Below are 22,058 nucleotides of genomic sequence, written 5' to 3'. Positions count from 1 at the left end.
AAAATAAAAAACGAGATACGGCTATCTCGTTTTTTAAGATCTTATTTTTTTCCGGCTGTTTCTTCCTCAAAATGTCTTGGAAAATTAAATTTTACGCAAACTTTATTTTCTTCATTTCCCGCAATCAGATTATCAATTGTCACTTCTCCTTCGTGCCGTTCGACAATCCGTTTAACGATGTATAACCCAAGACCAAACTTGCCTTCTTTTCCACGAGAAAATTGATGGAACAGCGGAGAGGACGTTTCTAACGGCGGACCGTCATTCAGGATTTCGACTGTCGCCGACTGCCTTGTGCCGGACAGGCGAATCTCAATCGTGGACTCGGCATAACGAATCGCATTATCCAATACATTTTCCAATGCCACACGTAATTGTTCCCCTTCGCCTAACACAATGCCCGCTTCCCCGGAAATTTTCCATGTCAATAGTTTTGTGCCGACAAACCGTTTTTGAAGCAAATGAACCATGCGGTCCAAATCCACATGATCCCATGTTGAACGATCCAGTTCAAAATAATCAAGTTTTGTTACATATAACAAAGCTGCGACTTTTTTCTCCAATCGTTCCGCTTCTTCTTCGATGACGGAAACAGAACCGGTCAAATCACCGTCCGGATAAATTCCGTCCGAAATCGACTGGGCATAACTGCGAATGACCATGATCGGTGTTTTTAAATCATGTGAGATATTTTGAAGCAAGGATTTTTGAGCTTTATCCTGTTTTTCCAAGTCCATTCGCATCGCATCAACTGACCGGGCCAATCGTCCGATTTCATCGCCACGGTCCAAAGGAAGAGGTGTATCCCACTTCTGAGCTGCAATCTTACCGACCGCCCGCTCAATCTCGATTAAAGGATGGGTCAGTCGTCTGGCTAGCCAAAAAGCAATGAATAAGGTCAAGATACTGACAATCGCAACAACCCAGCCAATTTTCGAAAATAACTGAGTGATGAGTTCCTGCCGATAGGCATCCCAAACGTATGAAACACGGTAATAGGTTTCCCCTTTAATCTCCATCTTTAGGATACTGTAGTAGACATCTTCCTTATCAAGACGGGTCGTGTATTTTTGCATTTCTTTTTCTTGATCGATAGCATCACGATACATTTGATTGACCAGCTGTTGCGGTGCCCCGCCATAGTATAACTTTCCATTTTTCGATAACAATAAGACATTGACCGAGCGTGACTCCTGTTTCCGTCGATCGAATTCAATCGGATTGTCTTGTAACATCTCGATGACAGAGGCATCTTCCGAAAAAAAGACTTCACTGTTTTCTAATGTCGCATAGACTTGCTCATCGATGAAGTTACCAATCGACGACCGCATGACGACTAATATGACAATGGAGAGTGTTGCAATGACCAACAGGAACATCGCCCAGATTTGAAAACCCAGACTCCGATTCTTCATGCAGCCACCAAACGGTATCCGATTCCGTAAATCGTTTCAAGTTCTAGTTTGGAAAGTTTTTTTCGTACACGGCGTACGAGATCATCGACGACACGGTCTGATCCGAAATAATCGTCGCCCCATACGCTCACTAAGATTTGTTCTCGGGACATCGGTGTTCCGATTTGCGTAGCAAACAGAATCAGTAAATCATATTCTTTCGAGGTCAAATCAATCTCTTGACCATTCTCTTCGATAACTCGCTTTTCCGGATAAATCGTATAATCCCCGTACCGGATGAGACCGGTTTTCGGTGTCGCATACGCACGTGCTAAAATTTTCTTTACACGAATAACCAGTTCGCGCGGTAAAAACGGTTTAGCGATGTAATCGTCCGATCCCATCTCCAATCCAATGATTTTATCAATGTCTTCATCCCGGGCCGAAATGAAGATGACCGGCGTCGTTTCGTCGTGCGCTTTAATCCGTTTGATCAACTGAAAGCCGTCCAAGTCCGGCAACATGATATCAAGTATCCACAAATCAGGTTTTTCAATGATGGCAGATGCCGCCGCTTCCCCGGATGTAAACGATTTTACTTGCCAACCTTCCTGTTCCAAATACTTGACCAAAACGCGGTTCAAGTTCACCTCATCGTCAACTAAATAAATCGTATGCATCTTCATCACTCCTGCTTAAGTTCTTTTTTTCAGTGTAACAAAGGATTTCCGCAGAATTATGGGAGAATCTAAAATTATACAAAAAAACGCTCTTTTCTGAAGAAAAGAGCGGCGTTCAGTCCAACTAATTATTTTACAAGGCGCAACGACGGATATGTCGCACGTTCTACATGTGTTTTTGTGTTTGCCGATACATGACGACGTTCCGTTTTCACTACGTGTGTCAGGAACGTGGCGCCGCCACCAAGTAAGACGGTTACACCAGCCATTAAAATAATTTCCATTGTTTTCGCCACCCTTTTCTATCGCAATTGATAATCAGTATCATCCTCAAGATGACTATATCATGCTTGATAGAAAATGAGAAGCATTCTCAGAGAATTAATCGGTTAAAAATTTCCGTTGTTCTTCTTCATGACGTTTCCGAATGATTTCACGCCATTGAAACTCGCCCTGTTCCAATCCGTTAATCAAGATTTCGGCGGTTCCGACATTTGTTGCAAGCGGTAAATCATAGACGTCACATAATCGAATCAAGGCCGATACGTCGGGCTCATGGGGTTGGGCTGTAAGAGGATCACGCAGAAAAATGACGATATCAATTTCTCCCCGGGCGACCATCGCACCGATTTCCTGATCTCCTCCAAGCGGTCCCGACTTACAGCGGTGGACCGTTAATCCTGTCGCCTCCATGATCCGTTGCCCTGTCGTACCCGTGGCATATAACGTATTTTTGGCAAAATAAGCTTCGTATGCTCGTGTAAACATCATCATCTCGTCTTTTTTTTCATCATGCGCAATTAAAGCAATGTTCATTTTATCTCCCCCTCCTTACCTATATGCACACAAAAAGAACTTCAAAAACCTGAAGTTCTTTTTTTCTATATTGAAATCATGAACTGGTTGGTTGTTTTTTCAAGACAGTCCGTAAGATCTTACCCGTTGTATTTCGTGGCAGTTGTTCAATAAATTCAATTCGTGTCGGGCACTTATACTTAGCGAGTGAGATGGCACAGAAGTCGAGGACTTCCGTTTCCGTCAACGGTTCACGTACGACAACAAATGCTTTTACCGCTTCGCCCATTTCTTCATCGGGTACACCGATGACGGCGGCTTCGACAATCGATGGATGTTGATATAAGATTTCCTCGACTTCACGTGGATAGACATTATATCCGCCAACGATAATCATATCTTTTTTCCGGTCGACGATATAGAAGTATCCATCCTCATCTTGTCTTGCTAAGTCGCCGGTGTAGAGCCATCCTTCTTTTAACGTCGCTTGCGTTTCTTCCGGCATTTTATAGTAACCGGTCATGATGTTCGGACCACGTACGATTAATTCTCCGACTTGACCGATTGGTACTTCCTGCCCGAGTTCGTCGACGACCCTGTTTTCGACATCGATGATCGAAGGTCCGATCGAGCCCGGCTTTTGTACTCCGTCCAAAGGATTGAAGCATGTGACGGGAGACGCTTCGGACAGACCGTATCCTTCAAGGATATGACAGTTAAAGGTTTGATCAAAGGATTGAAGCAACGGTACCGGTAAACTCGCTCCACCTGAAACGAATAAACGGATGGATTCAAACGCATTCGTATATTCCGGATGCGCCTTTACTGTCTGTAGCAGGAAGTTATACATCGTCGGCACACCCGCAAAAATCGTGACCTGTTCTTTTTTCGCCAGTTCAAACGTCTCCTGTGGTGAAAAGCGGGCAGCAATGACAACCGTTGCCCCGTGTGCCAGTGACGCATTGACCACGACCGTCAAACAAAAGACATGGAACATCGGTAACACAGCGAGTGTCCGGTCCTGTTCCGAGACATTTAAGTATTCCCCGATGGAACGGGCATTGGAAGTCAGGTTTCGATGTGATAACATCGCTCCTTTTGGTTTCCCTGTCGTTCCGCTCGTATACAGGATAACAGCGGTCTCATCCATTTCATACGTCACTTCCTGAATCGGATGTTCAATCTCTAACCACCGCTCAAGCGTCGTGAACTGAACATTTCCAAGTCGTTCTTCCGGACCGACTTGACCGTTAAACGGAACGGAGACGACGACAGAAAGATGCGGTAAATGAACCAATCGCTCTTTTGCTGCTTCGACAAGCGGTGCGATTCCTAAAATCCCTTTAACATCGCCGTTCATTAAGATGTAACCGAGTTCATCCGGCGTATAGGTCGGGTTGATTGGGATGGCAACTGCCCCCTGCTTCATGACAGCATAATACCCAATCAAAAAAGCCGGACTATTTCCAAGTATTAGAGCAACGTGATCCCCTTTTCGAATTCCATGTGACTCGAGTGCTCCGGCGGCCCGGTGAAACTTCTCAACAAATTCATGATAACTGACTGCGACATCTTCAAATACGTAGGCGATGCTATCCGGACGTTGCCGAGCTGTTTCTTCCACCGAATGAATCAATCCCATCATAACTAGCTTCCCCCTTCGAATGAATAACCGTTCATTTTTAATGCAAAAAAAATCCATACATGACGTGTCCGCCTGTATGGATAGTGTAGCATTTTATGGAAACGTTTTCACGTTCTTTCTTTTTAACCGTTGACGATGACGCCACCGTTTAGATGCAGGACTTGACCCGTCATATAACTTGAATCGTTACAAGCTAAGAAGACATAGGCCGAAGCCATTTCTGCCGGTTGTCCCGGACGATCCATCGGTGTGTTTTTACCAAACGTTTTGACCGATTCATCCGGGAATGTATCTGTGATCAATGGTGTCCAGATTGGACCTGGAGCAACGGCATTGACACGAATCCCTTGTTTCGCAAGATTCATTGACAGACTACGTGTGAAGCTGACGATGGCTCCTTTTGTCGACGAATAATCGATTAAGAGGGAGTTTCCTTCGTATGCTGTCGAAGACGTCGTATTAATGATGGCCGAGCCGAGTGTCAAGTGAGGTAAAGCCGCACGTGCTAAGCGCATCATCCCGAAAATATTTGTTTTGAATGTTTTTTCCATTGACTCGTCTGTAATGTCGAGCAACGAATCTTCCGGTTTTTGCATACTCGCATTGTTAACGACGATATCAAGACGACCAAAACGGTCGATGGTTTTTTGGACGAGTTCTTCACAATACGCGCCGTCTCCGATGTCTCCTTGCGAAAGTAACACTTCGCCACCAAGTTCTTCGAGACGGGCTTTTGTTTCTTCTGCACCTTCTTGATCACCATAAAACGCGATGACGATTTTAGCACCTTCTAATGTATAGGCAATCGAGATCGCACGCCCGATTCCTGAATTACCACCCGTTACGATAGCCACTTTGCCTTTTAATTTCCCGGCAGCACGGTAATCGTCCCGTTCATAATACGGCAATGGTTGTTGATCTTCCGTTTTCGGTAAGCCTTCCGAAACTTTTTCAAAATTGATGAAGTCGTTTAATGTACCCTCTAAAAAGTTATCTTTATTGTAGCCCATGAAAAAAGCTCCCCCTATGCAAGTTGATAGAGAGAGTTTTCCCAAAAAAGCTTATGCTAAAACGTCAAGCACTTCGTCCAGCTCCACGGCACCAAAATATTTCTTTAATTCGTACTGACTCAAGACTTCGCGTAACGAAGACCGGTCATACCGTTTGCCTTCCAATGCCCGTGCGATTTCCTCGGCATCCTCGACTCCGAAGAAATCGCCGTAAATTTTCGCTTCTTCGATGACTCCCTTTTTCACATTCAAGCGGAAATCAATCGTTCCAATCGGGAAACGTTTTTTATGGATCACATCAAACTTCGGTGATTTACCGAAATTCCAATCCCAGTTCCCGTACCGTTCTGCTGAAATCGCATGGACTTTTGCCCAGTCTTCGTCCGTCAAGACATAACGTTCCATCTCTTTTCCTTCATAAATCGATTCAAGGAGATGTTCGACGAACTCATCCATCGTCAACGGCTCTGTCAAAAATTCAGAGATGTTTGCGACCCGGCTGCGGACCGATTTAATTCCTTTTGAACGCATTTTTTCTTCACTGACGACCAACGCATTGACAACTTCCTCAATGTTTGAATCAAGCATCAATGTACCGTGGCTGAACATCCGGCCTTTTGTCGTAAACTGGGCGTTTCCGCTGATTTTCCGGGTTCCGACATGAATGTCATTACGACCGGACAGCTCTGCTTCGACACCCAATTTGTGCAGTGCTTTTACGACCGGCTCCGTGAATTTTTTATAGTTATTGAACGAATCTCCGTCATCTTTTGTCAGGAAACTGAAGTTCAGGTTTCCGAGGTCGTGGTAAACGGCACCACCGCCTGATAAACGACGGACAACATGAATGCCGTTTTCCTCAACATATTTTAAGTTGACTTCCTCGTTCGTGTTTTGGTTTTTACCGACAATAATCGACGGACCGTTGATGTAGAACAGGAAATAATCTTCTTCGCTGACATTTAAATTGTTCAAAATAAAGTCCTCGACAGCAAGATTGATCCGTGCATCGTGGATATCTGGATGGAAAATGAATTTCATAAGTTTCATGTACTCCTTTAACAATCAAATTTAGTTACAGCCGTCGACTCCGCAGGCATCACCTTCAGCTACGATTTCTACTTTTTGTTCTTGTTGCACCCGGTCCAATACTTGGCTGAATGCTTCAACAGGCTGCGCTCCTGAAATGGCATATTTCCGGTCAAATACAAAAAACGGCACACCGGTCACACCGAGTTCACGAGCTATATCTTCTTCCTGACGCACTTCATCGGAAGACTCGTCAGATGCGAGGAAGGTTTCTACCGTTGTTGGATCGAGTCCAACAGTAGTCGCAATGCGCATCAAAATCGAATCGTCGTTTAAGTTCTCACCATTCATGAAATAAGCTTGGAATAACTCTTCTGATACTTCATCCATTTTATCATGCTTTTTCGCAAGTTGAGTCAGGCGGTGAGCCTTAAATGTGTTTGCCGGAACAACGCGGTCCATCTCATAGAACAGACCATCGGTTTTCGCCGCATCGACGACACCTTGCGACATCGATCGAGCTTGATCAACAGATGTCCCGTACTTTGATGCTAAAATTTCGTACAATCCCATCGTTGGTGTTTCCGGTGCTGACGGATCGAGTTCAAAACTTTTAAATTCAACTTCGACGTTTGTCGCTCCATTCTCCTGAATCGCTTTTTCCAAACGTTTCTTACCGATATAACAAAATGGGCAGGCATAATCTGACCAGACTTCAACTTTCATCGTGTTCCATCTCCTTCATGTAGTTATCATGTATGTTTAGCATAATCGCCCGGGCGTTCGCTTGCAATGAATCTGATTTCATAGGACAGTAAAAACTCCTTCGCCGAAAGCAAAGGAGTTTTTGTCGAACAAGTATTTATTCTGTGACGAGTGCGTGAGCCGCGTCCTCAATTTCGATCTCAAGTTCTTTTGTATATTCTGCTGTTTGTGCAGCTGTCCAGTTCAAGTGACGGGCCATCTCTTTGATGACTGCTTCTTTATGCTGACGTGCCCAAGCAATATCGAAGAAGACGGCGCCGGTCCGACGGATGAAGAAGTCGATTGGACGTGCCACCATTTCGTGGTTGATTCCGTAATGAAGCTGTGCATAGACATCACGCGGTAATTCTGTTTCCGCCGCATCATACGCTGCCGCATATTCAAGAACGACCGGTATGTTCGAACCGTATCGTTTCGCAAGGAATAACACTTCTTCTGATGTTAATCCGTTTGCCGGTGCTTGTGATTTCAAGAACTTCGCGTACCCGGCTGCCCCTCCGACATGGCCACCTGAAATCGGCATGTTTTTTGTCGCACAACGTGTATAGGCACGGTTTGTTTCTTGTTTTAATAATTTGGCGACGAGATCGACGACGTGCTCACCCATTTTACGGTAGCCTGTCAGTTTTCCGCCGGCAATCGTAATCAAACCGGATTCAGACTGCCATACTTCGTCTTTCCGCGAAATTTCAGACGGGTCTTTTCCTTGTTCATAAATCAATGGACGAACACCGGCCCAGCTTGATTCCACATCTTCCGCTGTCACTTTCACTTCAGGGAACATGTAATGAATTGCATCGAGAACATATTCCTGGTCTTCGACTGTAAATTTCGGATGTGATGTGTCTTTGTCAAAGAACGTATCCGTTGTTCCGACATACGCTTTTCCGTCACGTGGAATGGCAAAAATCATCCGGCCATCCGGTGTATCGAAATAGACAGCTTGTTTCAGCGGGAATTTTGACTGGTCGATGACGACGTGAACCCCTTTTGTCAAACGCAGTTGTTTGCCGACTTTCGAACCGTCTTTTTCCCGCAATTCATCGACCCAAGGACCCGTTGCGTTGACGACTTTTTTCGCACGAATTTCATGTACGTCTCCTGTCGCAAGATCCGTCACACGCATTCCGACGACTTTTCCGTTTTCATACAGAATTTCTTCCGCTTTCGTGTAGTTGACGACACGTGCTCCGTGAGCAACCGCTTCTTTCATGACTTCGATCGTTAAACGGGCGTCATCTGTCCGGTACTCGACGTAGTAACCGCCGCCTTTTAGACCGTCTTGTTTTACAAGCGGTTCTTTTGCCAATGTTTCTTTGGCTGACAACATTGAACGCCATTCTGAACGTTTAACGCCTGCCAGGAAATCATAAACACGTAATCCGATTGACGTACTGAACGGTCCGAATGTACCGCCTTTATGCATCGGTAACAACATCCATTCCGGTGTCGTAACGTGTGGTCCGTTTTCATACACGATTGCCCGTTCTTTCCCGACTTCGGCAACCATTTGGATTTCGAATTGTTTCAAATAACGTAAACCACCATGTACCAATTTCGTTGAACGGCTTGACGTTCCTGCTGCAAAGTCCTGCATCTCAACGAGTCCAATCTTCATGCCACGTGACGCAGCATCAAGAGCGATTCCTGCCCCCGTGATTCCTCCACCTACGACAAGTAAATCGAGTTCTTCACGCGTTAATCGATTGTAGACCTCTGCACGGTTTTTGCTTGAAAATTGTTGGTTTGCCATGAATAGTTCCTCCTGTTTAGGTTCGAAAAAAAAAGAGACCACAACAAACAGACTGACGGTGTCAACTGTTGCTGTGGTCTCTCCATATTCTCCGACCGGTTTATTAACTTGTTGTTACTATAACATATGTCACATCATTTAAACAACATCGTCGCTTGAACAGCTTTTTTCCATCCACCGTAAAGATCTTCGCTTTCCGCTTCCGCCATGTTCATCTCAAAGCGACGATCCATCTTCCAATGCGCCGAAATCTGTTCTTGGTTTTCAAAGAATCCGACAGCCAGACCAGCGAGATACGCCGCGCCAAGAGCCGTTGTCTCATTGATTTCAGGACGCTCGACCGGTGCCTGAATGATATCACTCTGGAATTGCATGAGGAAATCATTTTTGACGGCCCCGCCGTCGACACGTAAGGCAGACATTTCGATTCCGGAATCCTGTTCCATCGCCGTCAAGACATCACGCGTCTGATAGGCGAGTGACTCAAGTGTCGCCCGGATGAAGTGCTCTTTTTCCGTTCCGCGCGTCAGACCGAAGACTGCACCACGGACATCGCTGTCCCAGTAAGGTGTCCCGAGACCGACGAAGGCAGGAACAACGTAAACACCGTCTGAAGAAGTCACACGTGTCGCGTAAGCTTCTGTTTCCTTCGCATCGTTAATCAGGCGAAGACCATCCCGTAACCATTGAATCGCTGAACCGGCCACAAAAATACTGCCTTCGAGCGCATACTGGACTTTTCCGTCGATTCCCCACGCAATGGTCGTCAAGAGACCGTGTTCCGATGTCACAGCTTTGTCGCCTGTGTTCAGTAGCATAAAACAGCCCGTTCCGTACGTGTTTTTCGCCATTCCTTTTTCAAAACAAGCTTGACCGAATAAAGCAGCCTGCTGATCTCCGGCAGCACCGGCAATCGGAACTGATTCACCGAAGAAATGATAGCCAGCTGTATGGGCATAAACTTCAGAAGACGGACGGACTTCAGGAAGCATCGCTTTTGGAACATCGAGAAGCTGAAGTAATTCGTCATCCCATTTCAGTTCATGGATGTTATACATCAACGTCCGGCTGGCATTGGAGTAATCCGTGACATGGGCTTTACCGCCTGACAACTTCCAAATCAGCCATGTATCAATTGTTCCAAACAATAGTTCACCACGTTCAGCCCGTTCCCTTGAACCTTCAACGTGATCAAGAATCCACTTCACCTTTGTTCCGGAGAAATAGGCATCAATCAATAAACCTGTTTTTGCACGGAATAGTTCGGCATGACCGGCACTCCGCAACTCGTCACAAATCTCAGCTGTTTGTCTCGATTGCCAGACAACTGCATTATAAATCGGTTTTCCAGTCTCTTTCTCCCAGACGACTGCTGTTTCCCGTTGGTTCGTGATACCGATTCCGGCGATTTGTGTCGCCTTAACGTTAGCTTCCGTTAGACAGGTTGCAACAACTGCAAGGACACTTCCCCAAATTTCATTAGCATTGTGTTCAACCCAACCCGGTTTTGGAAAGTACTGCGTAAACTCACGTTGTGCGGAATGAACGATTTCTCCAGAACGGTTGAATAAAATCGCCCGTGTACTCGTTGTTCCTTGGTCTAATGACAAAATGTAGTTCTCCATCTCTTCCCCATCCTTTGTATCTAGTAAGTTAAGCTTAAGCTGACTTCGACTTCACTGACGTTGATTTATTCGGACGAACACCGAATTTATAGCATAAACCTAATATGATGATTGTCACAAGTCCGACAATCACAAATGCCGGTGTATCTTTCCCGGAGAAGACAGATCGGTAAAACAATCCACCGAGACTTCCACCAAGAACCGGACCAAGTACCGGAATCCAGGCATAACCCCAGTTAGAAGAACCTTTTCCTGCAATCGGCAAAATAAAATGCGCAATTCGCGGACCTAAATCACGTGCCGGATTCATTGCGTATCCTGTCGTCCCCCCAAATGACATTCCGAGACCGACAATCAAGACACCGACAACCAATGGATTCAGACCGTCTGAAAACGTATTGGCTCCAATCGATAAAATTCCAATGACGAGCAAAAATGTCGCAATCAATTCACTCATGACATTCGCAAATGTATGTGGAATCGCAGGTGATGTCGCGAAAACACCCAGTTTTGCCGCCGGATCTTTCGTTTCTGCCCAGTGCGGTAAGTAATGAACGAATACGATACTCGCTCCGGCAATTCCACCTAATATTTGTGCCACGATGTATCCCGGAACGTCCGCCCATGCAAATGATCCGTCAAAAGCAAGACCAAGTGTTACGGCCGGATTCAAGTGGGCGCCACTGAATTGACCCACCGCATAGGCAGAGAGCGCTACCGCAAACCCCCAGGCTAACGTAATGACGATCCAGCCGGCATCTTTTGCGTAGGATTTGGTTAATGTAACACCTGCTCCGACACCATTCCCGAATGCTACGAGAAGCGCTGTTCCTAAAAATTCTGCTAGTACCGGTGACATACGTATTTCCCCCTTTGTATGTGAAAAAAGCAACAAAAAAAAGAGATTCGCGCCTCGGCTTTTTGAATGTTCTCAAAAAGCATGAAAGCGTGAATCTCCGATTTCTCCGTCACTTCGTATCAACTTGTTTTCACTATAACAATCGATGAAAACGCTGTCAAACGATTTACGTGATCTTTATCATAGCGTTTTCATTTGTTTGGTTCAAAGTATTTCCATAACTCTTTATTGGATGTCGTAATACTCGATGCTCCAGCCGCGATTGCCTGTTCTACTTCCTCAACGGTATCAATCAATCCACCCGCGAATACCAGTTTGCCGGTTTTTCGTTTGACCTCTTCGATATACTTCGGCATCAATCCCGGTAATACTTCGATATAATCAGGTTGCGTCCGCTCCATCAGATGATAACTTTTTTCAAGCGAACTGGAATCAAGTAAAAACATCCGTTGCATCGTCTTGACCTTTTTTTGACGGGCTTTTAAGATGACACTCGCTTTTGTCGATATGACCCCATATGGCTTTAATTCCTGGCAGACATATTCGGTCGCAAATTCATCGTTTTTTAACCCTTGGACTAAATCCATATGCAAAAACATTTTTTTATCATACCGGTGTGCCAATTCATAAACGGCCTTTAAGCGCGAGACGTGCATCTCGAGTAGTACACCGTATTCATAAGGACTTTTCAACATTTTTTCAAAGTCTTCCAACTTTCTTACAGACGGTAGAATCTTTTGACCAAAGTACGTCATATAGCGTCCTCATTTCTTTGATTTGTTCTTAGTATGTCGTCTCCGCAATGTTTTCCGCAATCCTCTTTTTATGAAAACAAATGAAAAGAACGATTAAATTAGGGTATAGCTTAACGATACTGATTTGAAATGGAGGTGAGAAGCATAGGGAGAAGCTTTTCCCCTGTGCCTCGCATGAGTCAACAAAAAAGAATCATCATTTATTTATTTTCCATCCTTATTAACGCCCTCGGCAACAGCTTCATGGTCACGGCCGCCATCGGGAGCGCCCCGTGGACATCTGCCAGTGAAGCGTTAGCCCGAATTTCGCCGTTGACCGTCGGACTCGCCATCGTCGTCCTGCATGTTTTTGCGCTGATCAGTGCTTTACTCCTTGGAAGCCGTTTCAGTTGGTGGACGATTTTACTTAGTTTTTCCCTTGTCGTCCTGTTCGGGACAGCGATTGATTTCTTCTTATCGATTCACCAGCTCCTTTATACACCGGTCGCCTTGTGGGCGCGTATTTTGTATATGATCATCGGGATGCCGTTGATTTCGCTCGGACTTGCCCTGTATCTGCAAATCGGTTTCGTCCTGATGCCGCCCGATTACTTGATGAAATCATTAATCAGCCGATTCAACAGTACTTCGATTGGTGCAACGGTCAGCCTGGCGATTCCATTTTTGATTGCCAGCATCTTGTCGTTCGTCGAACACGAATTGATTGGGATCGGTGTCGGAACGTTCGTCTTTCTGTTGTTAAATGGTCCACTGATTGAATTTTTCCAAAAGACATTTCCGATCACCCGTCGTGTCACCTGACGCAGAAAATCCTGTCTGCGCTGTGAATGTCACAGTGGAGACAGGATTTTTTTTAGATTTAAAGATATGATTTTTTTTGGAAAATCAAAATTGATCCGCCGAATAACACCAAGATGTGTGCCAAAACGAAGATGACAGAAAACGTCAATGTCGTTCCCATCGGTTCTGCCGTTCCATATGTCAAGGCGCCTTTGAAGTACATCGACCAGTCCAAATGCATCAAAACAATCCATTTCGCGATTTCCGGTTTGAAGGCGAGTAACACATTCCCGACAATCGACGTAAAGAACTGGGCGAGCACGGTGAAGCCGATAATCATCCCGACAGAGCGGAAGATAAGTGAGAAGAATAACGTCATGAAAATTGTGAAAACCGGACTAACGAGCGACAACACGGTATCACGCCACTGGATGCTGTCACCGGCTTCAGAAAAGGCAAACGAAGCAGCGTACGTAATGACCGCGATGAAGATGAATTGTCCAAGCATGACTAAAATTGAGAACAACAGCTTTGAAAAATAAATCATCATCCGCGAATACGGACTCATCAATAGGTGTTTCATCGTATCGTAGCGGACTTCATTCCCAACGGTTTCCGCCGTGAAGACAATCGTAATGATGCCAAGCAAGCCGAATAAAATTGTCGAAACCAACGTATAATAATCACTGCGCGTCATGTCAAAATCATTCATTTTCGTGATAATGACAAGTCCAACGACGATAACGACGTATAGAGCTAAGACGATTTTTGATTTTTTCATCGTCCACCATTTCATCCATTCATTTTGTATGAGCGAAAGCATGTGAATCCCCCTCTTTTTTCGTCACTTGCAAGAATTGTTCTTCCAGTGTCATTCGTTTTACAGTCAGTTCATGTAAATCAGCAATCGGGACGATTAATCGGGCGATAGCCGGTGTCTCGGTTTCAGGTGCCGTGATGACGATTTTATCGTTCAAGCGTTCGGCCGGATAGTTGGCAACCCGCAATGCTTCAATGACGTCGCGTACATTATTTTCCGGAACACGAATCATGATTTTGGCTCCCGTCTCATTTCGGACAGACTCGACCGATTTGATGACCCCTTGGTCGATGATCGCATACCGGTCACTGATTTGTTCCATCTCACCTAACATATGGCTGGAAATCAAAATCGCAATATCCTGCTCGCGTGCCATTGCCCGGAGATATTCGCGCAGTTCGGCAATCCCGGCCGGATCCAGTCCATTCGTCGGTTCATCCAAAATCAAAACCCGCGGATTATGTAACAAGGCCCGGGCAATTCCAAGACGTTGTTTCATTCCGAGTGAATATTCACCGACTTTTTTCGACAGTTTTCCTTCAAGACCAACGAGTTTCGCTAATGCCTCATAGTCAACCTGAGTCAGACCCGGAATCAGATTCTTGGCATGAACAAGATTTTGCTTGCCCGTCATGTAGGTGTAGAATGCCGGATTTTCGACGATAGCACCGATTTGTGTCAATGCTTTTGAGCGTTCATGGACGACGTCAAAACCATTGACGGTGACTGTCCCCTCATCCTGTTCCATTAGTCCTGTAATGATTCGGATGGTCGTTGTTTTCCCTGCCCCGTTTGGTCCAAGAAATCCAAACACTTCTCCTGGCGCCACTTCAAAGCTGACATCCTTTAAAATCTGTTCTTTGCCTAAACGTTTTGATACGTGTTCAATTTTCAGCATCTTTTTTCCTCCTCTTGCTGTTCTTCTTACTTCAGTGTACGTGATTCAAAGTAAAAAAGTTCCTATCCTTACAATTATGTAATCCATTTCCAATTCAAAATCGTATACTAAAAGATGTTCACTACTCTATTTAACTGGAGGAACCCCGATGCCACTTCAATTTGTTCCTGTGACAAAAATAGATTTTCCAACCATTCAATCCATCTATGCTGAACACCCGCACTATGTTCAACTGGAAGGTCGATTACTTCCTTTATCAGAACACGAATTAGAAGCAGAATTTTTAAATCCCGATACGATTAGCCTCCTTTGTCTTGACGGGGAAGATATACTTGCCCTCATCGATTATTTACCGGAACACCTAACCGATCATTCCACCTGGATCGGGTTGTTTTTAATGCCCGAACGGCTTCATCGCCAGGGCATCGGTTCGATGATTTTCCGTCTTTTCCACGAACAGTATTTACATGATTGTCCTGTCATTCGTCTAGCCGTCCTACCTGAAAATGTATCAGGACGTCGCTTTTGGGAAGATCTCGGTTTCCGCTTCGAACGATATGGAATATCCAATCACAATCAACCCGTCGAAGTTTTCATCAAAATGAAATCATGCGATGATCGTATGCTAAAATAATGAGAAGAATCCTGTTTATCTCATTAATGGAATTGGAGTTTATTATGAAGAAATTTTCTATCCGTTTTGATGTTTTACTCGCCTTATTGATTGCCGGTCTTTTTTTCGTCATGACACTTTCCTTGACGTTTTTAATCAGCAATCGTGCAACAGACCGTCTACAGGATGAAGTAGGAACGACTTTGTCTGCCACTGCCTATCAGTTATCCGATAAACTGGATCACTATATGTGGTCCCGTACCGCTGAAGTCAACGTCTTACGGACGTTACCGACGATTCGTGACGAACAAAATCCGGCTGAAACACGCAATACGCTTGAACAGTTGCAACAACAAATCCCTGACTTTTCATGGATTGGCGTCATGGATCCTGATGGACAAGTCGTTGCATCGACCGGGAAAATTCTAGAAGGTCAATCAATCAAAGCGCGTCCTGTCTTTCAGGAAGCACAAAAAAAACCGTTTATCGGAGATGTGCATGATGCTGTTTTACTGGCCAAATTACTTCCCAACCCGAGCGGCGAACCGTTACAGTTCGTCGATATCAGCACACCGTTATTTATAAACGGAAAAATGAGTGGCGTCCTCGCCGCACATCTCAGCTTTGAATGGGCCAAGGAAATCGAACAAAGCTTCCAAAGTTCTACCGCACAGATTAAAGATGTCGAATTCTTCATCGTCAGTAAACAAAACCGGACGGTCCTTCTCGGTCCGAAACAGTGGCGCGGGAAAAACTTACCGTCTGCCTGGTTAGCCGGAAATCAAAAAGGATACCGGATTTCCGACTGGGAAAAAGGGCAGGAATACTTAACCGGTGTCGCCAAAAGTAAAGGCTATAAAAACTACGACGGTCTCGGCTGGACCGTTCTCGTCCGCCAACCGAGTCAAGTTGCCTTTTCAGATGCAAGCACTCTGAGAAATTACATCTTGATTGCCGGATTGATTGCTTCTTTGCTGACAGCCATCATCGGTTGGTTCGTAGCCCGATTGTTGACTCGCCCCTTAAAGAAAATCACGCAGGCAGCAGAAGCCATGCAACACGATCGATCAAAATCGATTCCGTCACATACCGGGATTCGTGAGATAGAAGTACTGTCCGTCGCGTTACGCGAACTGACGACGAAATTGACCCATACCGAGCAAGAACGAACGACCTACGAGTCACTCGCCCTTCATGACGCTTTGACCGGACTGCCGAACCGGAATGGTTTATCTGATTATCTGGATGAACTGTCTCGTAAAACGCATGATCAGATTTACCTGTATCTTGATTTAGACGGATTTAAAGCAATCAATGATCAGTATGGTCATGCGATGGGTGATTTATTGTTAATCGAAGTTGCCGACCGTCTTCAAAAATCCTTACGCTATGAAGGGATTACGGCACGGCTTGGCGGGGATGAGTTTCTGATTATCCTCAACGAACAGATTTCGACGGAAGATATCGACCGGTACGGCAAGGACATCATCCACACGCTTTCGTATCCGTATCTTCTGAATCAACAAACTTTGTTTATTGGAGCCAGCATCGGAGTCGCCGTTCGTTCGACCGAAGAATCGATCGAACAAGTCATTCACCGTGCGGATCTTGCTTTGTATGATTCCAAACACCGGGGCAAAGGATGCTTGACCTTCCATCATTAAGAGGCTTCATTGACAAGATCACCGCTTCTCCGTAATGTGAACGCATAGAAGAAGCAATCCCCAACTACTTACAACAAGGAGCTGACAACATGAATCAGTGGACACGCGAAGCACGCTATCGCCCGCTTTCCGATCTTGCACCGGAAGTGTATCAACTCATGAAAGAAGAAGTACGCAACTCACCTTGGCGGTTTTCTTTCCACATTCAACCCCCAACCGGTTTGTTGAACGATCCGAACGGATTTGTTTATCACAACGGCACGTATCATCTTTTTTACCAATGGTTCCCGCTCGGCCCCGTTCACGGATTGAAATACTGGTACCACATGACTTCAAAGGATTTAGTGCACTGGTTTGATGAGGGAGCAGCCCTTATTCCAAACGATGATCCTGATTCACACGGTGCTTACTCCGGAAGTGGTTTCATTAAAAATGATCAGATCCATATCATGTATACAGGAAACAAACGGGATGCAGATTGGAAGCGACACACGAGTCAAATCGTTGGTCACCTTCGTTCGGACGGCCGGATTGACAAGCATCTGCCCCCTGCCATTCCAACCGTTCCAAATGGCTATACCGAGCATTTCCGGGACCCTAAAGTGTTTCAGCATCACGGTACATGGTATTGCATCATCGGGGCTCAACGTGACGATCTGACCGGCTGCACAGTAATGTATCAATCCGAAGATGCGGAGAGCTGGACCTTGATGGGCGAACTCGTCACCCGTTACGATCAATTCGGTTACATGTGGGAATGTCCTGATTATTTTGAACTGGACGGAAAAGGACTATTACTGTTCAGTCCGCAAGGGATTGCTCCCGCAGGAGATCGTTACCAAAACATCTTCCAGTCGGGATATTTGATGGGACAACCACTCGCCCTTCCCGAGCTTGCTTTCCAACATGAGGATTTTGTGGAACTTGATTTCGGATTTGATTTTTATGCTCCCCAGACGACACTTGCAGCAGACGGACGCCGGATTCTTGTCGGCTGGATGGGGTTACCTGACATCTCGTATCCAAGCGACCGTTATAACTGGGCACACGGTTTGACGTTGCCGCGAGAACTGACACTCGAAAATCAGCAGTTGCGTCAAAAACCCGTTCAGGAACTAACGTCACTCCGTAAAGAAACGTTGTACGAAAAGGAACTGAAGTTGGTCCGTGAAGTCCTGCCTGCACAAGCAGAAATTTTCGAGCTCGAGTTGTCCCAGTTGCAACTTTCTTCCGACCAATTGGAAGTGAAGCTTCGGGTCAGCGAGCAGGAAGAAACCGTTCTGCGATACGATCAACAAACGAATCGATTTACCATTGATCGCGGACAATCAGGGGCAGAGGTGCCAGCACTCGAATATGGTACGACTCGTTCTACCGTATTGACCGAACCATTGCATACCTTACGGGTGTTCGTTGATCGTTCGTCAATCGAAGTATTTCTAAATGACGGGGAAGCCGTTGCTTCCGCCCGGATTTTCCCGAAAACGACGAGCCAAGGCATCGTTCTGACAGGTGACGCGACGGCTCAGCTGGCCATTTACAGCCTGTAAGCCGTTGATTCTTTTTTATTCCTGCAAAAAAAGCACATTCCTCACAGATCAGCTGTGGAATGTGCTTTTTATTGAGGAGCTGTTTCTTTTTGAAGATCAAAGGCTAATATGTGTTGTTCGCCAATCGGACCCATGACAGATTGTAACGTGTCCACATAACCTGTTTTAAAGTACAAGGATTTTGCCGCGATATTCTTTTTATTGACCGCTAACGTAATCGCCGTTACTTCTGGAAAATGTTCATTCACGAATGCAGGTAATTGCATCATTGCTTCTTTGGCATAGCCTTGTTGCTGATGTCTTGCATCAATCGAAAAAGCCCGCAACAGGACACTGCGTTCATCTGTCCGGTATGTTTTCGGTGGATTTAAATGCAGGATGAAAAATCCGACGACTTCCATCTCTTTTTTTATGACGACCGGAAACTTGTCCGGATTACTTACCGCTTCCGACACGACTTCGGTCGGAAATGTCGTAAATTGGATTTGTTCTTCCGGAAGAATAAACGCATCACATTGTTCATAATGTTCATCGGTATACATAAACAGCTTTACTTGAGACATACTTTTTTCCGCCTTCCATTAGTCAAGGAGACCCAACACTCCCCTTACATCTATTTCCATTTTACATGTTCTAGATGTTTTAGCCAATGATTCAGGAACGTTCCTGTAAAAGATTTTATCTTTACTTATATTCCACTTCTTGTGTAGACTTAATCAATTGTCCGGCTGAAAATGCTAAACTAAGAAAAGAAAATTGAGTTTACAAAGGTAAGAGGTGAATAAACCGATGTCCCCAGACTTTTTTGAACGCATGGAGATGGAAACCGGGACCAAACTAAATGCTGTCCAGCGCCAAGCGATTGAGCACGATCGAGGTCCGCTCCTATTACTCGCTTCCCCGGGTTCAGGAAAAACCACAACATTGAACTTTAAAATTGCCTATTTGATTCTCGAAAAAAAGGTGAATCCCCGGTCTATTTTAGGATTAACTTTCAGCAAAGCCGCTGCTCATGAGATGGCAGAACGTTTTCATGATTGGTTTCATCATTTAATCGGGACGACGGCTTCCTTTTCGACGATCCATAGTTTTGCCTTTCAAGTCGTCCGTGATTATGCGGCAACACGTCGCCTTCAGTATACGATTATCGAAGGAGCCGTTGAAAAATCGGCAACACATCGTCCGGAACAGCCGTTGCATAAACGAATGATTCTTCGCCGGATTTTCCAAGAAATTAACCGGAGCGTCATTACGGAAGATCAGATGGATGAATTACTGCGAATGATTTCTTTCGTTAAAAATCGGTTATTGGTAACGAAGGATGTTGAAACATTAAAAACGACCATTAAACATTTTCCGGAGATTTACTCAGCTTATGAACAATTTAAACTGCGGGATCCCCTCCATCCGCTGATGGACTTTGATGACATGTTGACGTATGCCAATACGATTCTGTCAGAAGATGCCGCACTGCTTAGATCGTACCAACGGCGTTTTGAGTATATTTTAACGGACGAAAGTCAGGATACGTCTTTAGTTCAGCATCAACTTGTCGAAAAACTGGCACTGCCTCACAATAACCTTTGTGTCGTCGCCGACGATGATCAAACGCTGTACAGCTGGCGCGGTGCGGATGTATCAAAAATCATCCACTTTAAAGATACGTATCCCGATGCGACCGTATTGTACATGGAACAAAACTATCGTTCCTCTAAAGAAATCGTCGAGACCGCCAATCGGTTCATTCAGCGTAATAAGGTCCGTTACCCGAAGAAAATGTATACGGAAAATCCGTCGTCCCGTGCCATCACCGTTGAAACGTTACCGGCGTACGAAGACCAAACGCGGTATGTCATTCGTCAATTACGTGAGGAAACGAATTTTAAAGAAGTAGCGATTTTATACCGTAATAATTCGTCCTCGATAAACATCATGAATGCTCTTGATCTAGCCGGCATTCCTTTTTATATCAAGGACGTCGACCATAAATTCTTTAGCCATTGGGTTTTAAAGGATATCTTACATTTCATCGAATTGGCAAACGACCCTTCCGATGTGGATGTTTTGGCGCAAATTCATACGAAATTTGCAGGGTATATCTCAAAAGTTCAATTACAGCGTCTGTACGAATTACGGAACGGAGAAAACGTGTTTGATTTGTTGCTTCATCATGTCGAGATGAAGTTTTATCAAAAAAAACAACTCAAAACCATTAAATCGGTCTTTGCTGCCATGCAAACTGCCCGTCCTGCTGCCGCATTGGCACTGATTCGTAATGAACTGGGCTATGAAAAAAACCTGAAAAAAATGAGTGACAGTCTTGGATTCAGCATTGATTTTTTACTTGAAATGCTCAATACGATTGAAAATGTTGCAAGTGATCTTCCGACGTCCCTTGCCTTTAAAGAACGGATTTTGCATCTCGAACAATTAATGCGTCAAGCGAAGTCCAATAAACATCAAAATGCCGTTACCTTATCGACTTTCCACAGTGCCAAGGGACTTGAGTTCGATCGTGTCTTCATGATTGATCTGATCAACGGTGTTCTTCCGTCGTCTGATAACATCAAATCTTACAAAGACGGACAACTCGAAGAAATGGAAGAAGCAGTCCGCCTGTTTTATGTCGGTATGACACGGGCACGGCACGATCTTCATCTTTTGTCTTACCGGTATAAGTCAAAGCCGGTCGAAGAATCCTTATTCATCGCAAATATCCGACAGATTCTCAATCCGGATCAAAAGGCACAAAAAGAAGCCCGCTATGCTCCGCGTTTGAACGATACACCGGCAGGACCGCTTCTTGCCGTCGAGAAGAACATGCGAATTCGTCATAAATCCTTCGGCGAGGGAACGATTGTTCATTTGATGGACGACGTTCTCGAGATTCAGTTTGATAAGGGCATCGATAAGCAACTGTCCCTCCAAGTCTGTTCCGAAAATCATCTGATAACGATTCTTTAAAAAAGACTCATTTTTCACCGGACGAGCTCCAGTGGAAAATGAGTCTTTTGTTGATCATGTCATGCGTTCATCATTTTGACGGACCAGTGCATCACGGATTTCCGTAAGCAGTTTTTCTTCCGTCGTCGGAGCTGCGACTTCTTCCGTCGTCTCCTCTTTCCGACGAAAAGCATTGATGCCTTTCACAAACAAAAACAAGGCAAATGCAATCAAGATGAACTCAATGCTCGCTTGCAGGAATTGACCGTATAACAAATTAGCATTTCCGACCTCGACGGACAATCCTTTGACATCAATTCCACCGATGATAATGCCGATCAACGGCATGAAGATACTGTCGACCAAAGATTTGATGATGCCACTGAAGGCAGCCCCGAGGATGACCCCTACTGCCAAATCAATGACATTTCCGCGAAACGCAAACTCCTTAAACGCTTTGAACAATGCCTGTTCCCCCTC

The 22,058-nt window shown here is 45.1% G+C and carries 21 protein-coding genes; 5 read left to right on the top strand and 16 right to left on the bottom strand.

Going from position 1 to position 22,058, the window contains the following annotated elements; translation table 11 throughout:
* Nucleotides 1-41 precede the first annotated feature (41 nt).
* From HNY42_RS05210 to HNY42_RS05155, 12 genes are all read right to left on the bottom strand, one after another.
* On the bottom strand, nt 42-1,415 hold the full coding sequence (locus HNY42_RS05210) for a HAMP domain-containing sensor histidine kinase (RefSeq protein ID WP_131973252.1): 1,374 nt from the start codon (nt 1,413-1,415) through the stop codon (nt 42-44).
* Nucleotides 1,412-2,074 carry a response regulator transcription factor gene (locus HNY42_RS05205; protein WP_131503888.1) on the bottom strand — a complete coding sequence of 221 codons (663 nt, stop codon included), beginning with the start codon at nt 2,072-2,074 and terminating at the stop codon, nt 1,412-1,414. Before HNY42_RS05205 ends, HNY42_RS05210 begins: the two co-directional genes overlap by 4 nt.
* Nucleotides 2,075-2,202: 128 nt before the next feature.
* A complete protein-coding gene (locus tag HNY42_RS05200) occupies nt 2,203-2,358 on the bottom strand; it encodes a hypothetical protein (RefSeq protein ID WP_188005206.1) in 156 nt (51 codons plus the stop codon).
* 97 nt (nt 2,359-2,455) lie between these two features.
* Nucleotides 2,456-2,890 carry a methylglyoxal synthase gene (locus HNY42_RS05195; protein ID WP_131503887.1) on the bottom strand — a complete coding sequence of 145 codons (435 nt, stop codon included), beginning with the start codon at nt 2,888-2,890 and terminating at the stop codon, nt 2,456-2,458.
* Nucleotides 2,891-2,966: 76 nt separating this feature from the next.
* Nucleotides 2,967-4,511, bottom strand: coding sequence for a fatty acid--CoA ligase family protein (locus HNY42_RS05190; protein ID WP_131503970.1), 1,545 nt, complete (start codon nt 4,509-4,511; stop codon nt 2,967-2,969).
* A gap of 125 nt (nt 4,512-4,636) precedes the next feature.
* Nucleotides 4,637-5,524 carry an SDR family oxidoreductase gene (locus tag HNY42_RS05185; RefSeq protein WP_131503886.1) on the bottom strand — a complete coding sequence of 296 codons (888 nt, stop codon included), beginning with the start codon at nt 5,522-5,524 and terminating at the stop codon, nt 4,637-4,639.
* A 51-nt stretch (nt 5,525-5,575) separates the two neighbouring features.
* Nucleotides 5,576-6,565 (bottom strand): lipoate--protein ligase, encoded by a 990-nt coding sequence (locus tag HNY42_RS05180; RefSeq protein ID WP_131973253.1) that lies wholly within the window; start codon nt 6,563-6,565, stop codon nt 5,576-5,578.
* A 30-nt stretch (nt 6,566-6,595) separates the two neighbouring features.
* Nucleotides 6,596-7,279, bottom strand: a complete 684-nt coding sequence (locus HNY42_RS05175; RefSeq protein ID WP_131973254.1) for a DsbA family oxidoreductase — start codon at nt 7,277-7,279, stop codon at nt 6,596-6,598.
* 136 nt (nt 7,280-7,415) lie between these two features.
* Nucleotides 7,416-9,071 carry a glycerol-3-phosphate dehydrogenase/oxidase gene (locus tag HNY42_RS05170; protein ID WP_131973255.1) on the bottom strand — a complete coding sequence of 552 codons (1,656 nt, stop codon included), beginning with the start codon at nt 9,069-9,071 and terminating at the stop codon, nt 7,416-7,418.
* A 134-nt stretch (nt 9,072-9,205) separates the two neighbouring features.
* Nucleotides 9,206-10,696 (bottom strand): glycerol kinase GlpK, encoded by a 1,491-nt coding sequence (gene glpK, locus HNY42_RS05165; RefSeq protein ID WP_131503881.1) that lies wholly within the window; start codon nt 10,694-10,696, stop codon nt 9,206-9,208.
* Nucleotides 10,697-10,730: 34 nt separating this feature from the next.
* Nucleotides 10,731-11,555 carry an MIP/aquaporin family protein gene (locus tag HNY42_RS05160; protein ID WP_131503880.1) on the bottom strand — a complete coding sequence of 275 codons (825 nt, stop codon included), beginning with the start codon at nt 11,553-11,555 and terminating at the stop codon, nt 10,731-10,733.
* Nucleotides 11,556-11,746: 191 nt separating this feature from the next.
* Entirely contained in the window at nt 11,747-12,310 is a 564-nt protein-coding gene (locus tag HNY42_RS05155) for a glycerol-3-phosphate responsive antiterminator (protein ID WP_026833733.1), read from the bottom strand.
* A 174-nt stretch (nt 12,311-12,484) separates the two neighbouring features.
* Here HNY42_RS05155 and HNY42_RS05150 point away from each other — a divergent pair, with 174 nt between their 5' ends.
* Nucleotides 12,485-13,111, top strand: a complete 627-nt coding sequence (locus HNY42_RS05150) for a YczE/YyaS/YitT family protein (RefSeq protein ID WP_131503969.1) — start codon at nt 12,485-12,487, stop codon at nt 13,109-13,111.
* A 58-nt stretch (nt 13,112-13,169) separates the two neighbouring features.
* Here the strand turns inward: HNY42_RS05150 and HNY42_RS05145 are convergent, their stop codons facing one another.
* Both HNY42_RS05145 and HNY42_RS05140 read right to left on the bottom strand, forming a co-directional pair.
* On the bottom strand, nt 13,170-13,913 hold the full coding sequence (locus tag HNY42_RS05145; RefSeq protein ID WP_131973256.1) for a DUF2705 family protein: 744 nt from the start codon (nt 13,911-13,913) through the stop codon (nt 13,170-13,172).
* Nucleotides 13,891-14,808 (bottom strand): ABC transporter ATP-binding protein, encoded by a 918-nt coding sequence (locus HNY42_RS05140; protein WP_131973257.1) that lies wholly within the window; start codon nt 14,806-14,808, stop codon nt 13,891-13,893. The genes HNY42_RS05145 and HNY42_RS05140 overlap by 23 nt, the downstream gene beginning before the upstream one ends.
* A gap of 148 nt (nt 14,809-14,956) precedes the next feature.
* Here HNY42_RS05140 and HNY42_RS05135 point away from each other — a divergent pair, with 148 nt between their 5' ends.
* From HNY42_RS05135 to HNY42_RS05125, 3 genes are all read left to right on the top strand, one after another.
* Nucleotides 14,957-15,442 carry a GNAT family N-acetyltransferase gene (locus HNY42_RS05135; RefSeq protein WP_188005205.1) on the top strand — a complete coding sequence of 162 codons (486 nt, stop codon included), beginning with the start codon at nt 14,957-14,959 and terminating at the stop codon, nt 15,440-15,442.
* A 44-nt stretch (nt 15,443-15,486) separates the two neighbouring features.
* Nucleotides 15,487-17,085 carry a sensor domain-containing diguanylate cyclase gene (locus HNY42_RS05130; RefSeq protein ID WP_131503876.1) on the top strand — a complete coding sequence of 533 codons (1,599 nt, stop codon included), beginning with the start codon at nt 15,487-15,489 and terminating at the stop codon, nt 17,083-17,085.
* A gap of 89 nt (nt 17,086-17,174) precedes the next feature.
* On the top strand, nt 17,175-18,635 hold the full coding sequence (locus HNY42_RS05125; protein WP_131503875.1) for a glycoside hydrolase family 32 protein: 1,461 nt from the start codon (nt 17,175-17,177) through the stop codon (nt 18,633-18,635).
* A gap of 68 nt (nt 18,636-18,703) precedes the next feature.
* Here the strand turns inward: HNY42_RS05125 and HNY42_RS05120 are convergent, their stop codons facing one another.
* Nucleotides 18,704-19,198: a GNAT family N-acetyltransferase gene (locus HNY42_RS05120; RefSeq protein WP_188005204.1), complete on the bottom strand. Its 495-nt coding sequence runs from the start codon at nt 19,196-19,198 to the stop codon at nt 18,704-18,706.
* Nucleotides 19,199-19,424: 226 nt separating this feature from the next.
* Here HNY42_RS05120 and HNY42_RS05115 point away from each other — a divergent pair, with 226 nt between their 5' ends.
* Nucleotides 19,425-21,599: an ATP-dependent helicase gene (locus tag HNY42_RS05115; RefSeq protein WP_188005203.1), complete on the top strand. Its 2,175-nt coding sequence runs from the start codon at nt 19,425-19,427 to the stop codon at nt 21,597-21,599.
* A gap of 54 nt (nt 21,600-21,653) precedes the next feature.
* Here the strand turns inward: HNY42_RS05115 and mscL are convergent, their stop codons facing one another.
* Complete coding sequence (gene mscL / locus HNY42_RS05110; RefSeq protein WP_114596495.1) at nt 21,654-22,043, bottom strand: large-conductance mechanosensitive channel protein MscL; 390 nt, start codon at nt 22,041-22,043, stop codon at nt 21,654-21,656.
* Between the last annotated feature and the right edge of the window lie 15 nt (nt 22,044-22,058).

It is taken from the genome of Exiguobacterium sp. Helios (genome assembly GCF_014524545.1).
In the GTDB taxonomy this organism is placed as follows: Bacteria; Bacillota; Bacilli; order Exiguobacteriales; family Exiguobacteriaceae; genus Exiguobacterium_A.
Note: the sequence above shows the minus strand (reverse complement) of the source record. Positions and strands in the feature narration are given on the sequence as shown.

Excerpts from the sequence above, each read along its gene's own strand:
- HNY42_RS05210 (WP_131973252.1), bottom strand. The coding sequence starts at position 1,415 with ATGAAGAATCGGAGTCTGGGTTTTCAAATCTGGGCGATGTTCCTGTTG.
- HNY42_RS05200 (WP_188005206.1), bottom strand. The coding sequence starts at position 2,358 with ATGGAAATTATTTTAATGGCTGGTGTAACCGTCTTACTTGGTGGCGGC.
- HNY42_RS05125 (WP_131503875.1), top strand. The coding sequence starts at position 17,175 with ATGAATCAGTGGACACGCGAAGCACGCTATCGCCCGCTTTCCGATCTT.
- HNY42_RS05180 (WP_131973253.1), bottom strand. The coding sequence starts at position 6,565 with ATGAAATTCATTTTCCATCCAGATATCCACGATGCACGGATCAATCTT.
- HNY42_RS05115 (WP_188005203.1), top strand. The coding sequence starts at position 19,425 with ATGTCCCCAGACTTTTTTGAACGCATGGAGATGGAAACCGGGACCAAA.
- HNY42_RS05170 (WP_131973255.1), bottom strand. The coding sequence starts at position 9,071 with ATGGCAAACCAACAATTTTCAAGCAAAAACCGTGCAGAGGTCTACAAT.
- HNY42_RS05135 (WP_188005205.1), top strand. The coding sequence starts at position 14,957 with ATGCCACTTCAATTTGTTCCTGTGACAAAAATAGATTTTCCAACCATT.
- HNY42_RS05205 (WP_131503888.1), bottom strand. The coding sequence starts at position 2,074 with ATGCATACGATTTATTTAGTTGACGATGAGGTGAACTTGAACCGCGTT.
- HNY42_RS05185 (WP_131503886.1), bottom strand. The coding sequence starts at position 5,524 with ATGGGCTACAATAAAGATAACTTTTTAGAGGGTACATTAAACGACTTC.
- HNY42_RS05195 (WP_131503887.1), bottom strand. The coding sequence starts at position 2,890 with ATGAACATTGCTTTAATTGCGCATGATGAAAAAAAAGACGAGATGATG.
- HNY42_RS05130 (WP_131503876.1), top strand. The coding sequence starts at position 15,487 with ATGAAGAAATTTTCTATCCGTTTTGATGTTTTACTCGCCTTATTGATT.
- HNY42_RS05145 (WP_131973256.1), bottom strand. The coding sequence starts at position 13,913 with ATGCTTTCGCTCATACAAAATGAATGGATGAAATGGTGGACGATGAAA.
- glpK (WP_131503881.1), bottom strand. The coding sequence starts at position 10,696 with ATGGAGAACTACATTTTGTCATTAGACCAAGGAACAACGAGTACACGG.
- HNY42_RS05150 (WP_131503969.1), top strand. The coding sequence starts at position 12,485 with ATGAGTCAACAAAAAAGAATCATCATTTATTTATTTTCCATCCTTATT.
- HNY42_RS05120 (WP_188005204.1), bottom strand. The coding sequence starts at position 19,198 with ATGTCTCAAGTAAAGCTGTTTATGTATACCGATGAACATTATGAACAA.
- HNY42_RS05190 (WP_131503970.1), bottom strand. The coding sequence starts at position 4,511 with ATGGGATTGATTCATTCGGTGGAAGAAACAGCTCGGCAACGTCCGGAT.
- HNY42_RS05155 (WP_026833733.1), bottom strand. The coding sequence starts at position 12,310 with ATGACGTACTTTGGTCAAAAGATTCTACCGTCTGTAAGAAAGTTGGAA.
- HNY42_RS05140 (WP_131973257.1), bottom strand. The coding sequence starts at position 14,808 with ATGCTGAAAATTGAACACGTATCAAAACGTTTAGGCAAAGAACAGATT.
- HNY42_RS05175 (WP_131973254.1), bottom strand. The coding sequence starts at position 7,279 with ATGAAAGTTGAAGTCTGGTCAGATTATGCCTGCCCATTTTGTTATATC.
- HNY42_RS05160 (WP_131503880.1), bottom strand. The coding sequence starts at position 11,555 with ATGTCACCGGTACTAGCAGAATTTTTAGGAACAGCGCTTCTCGTAGCA.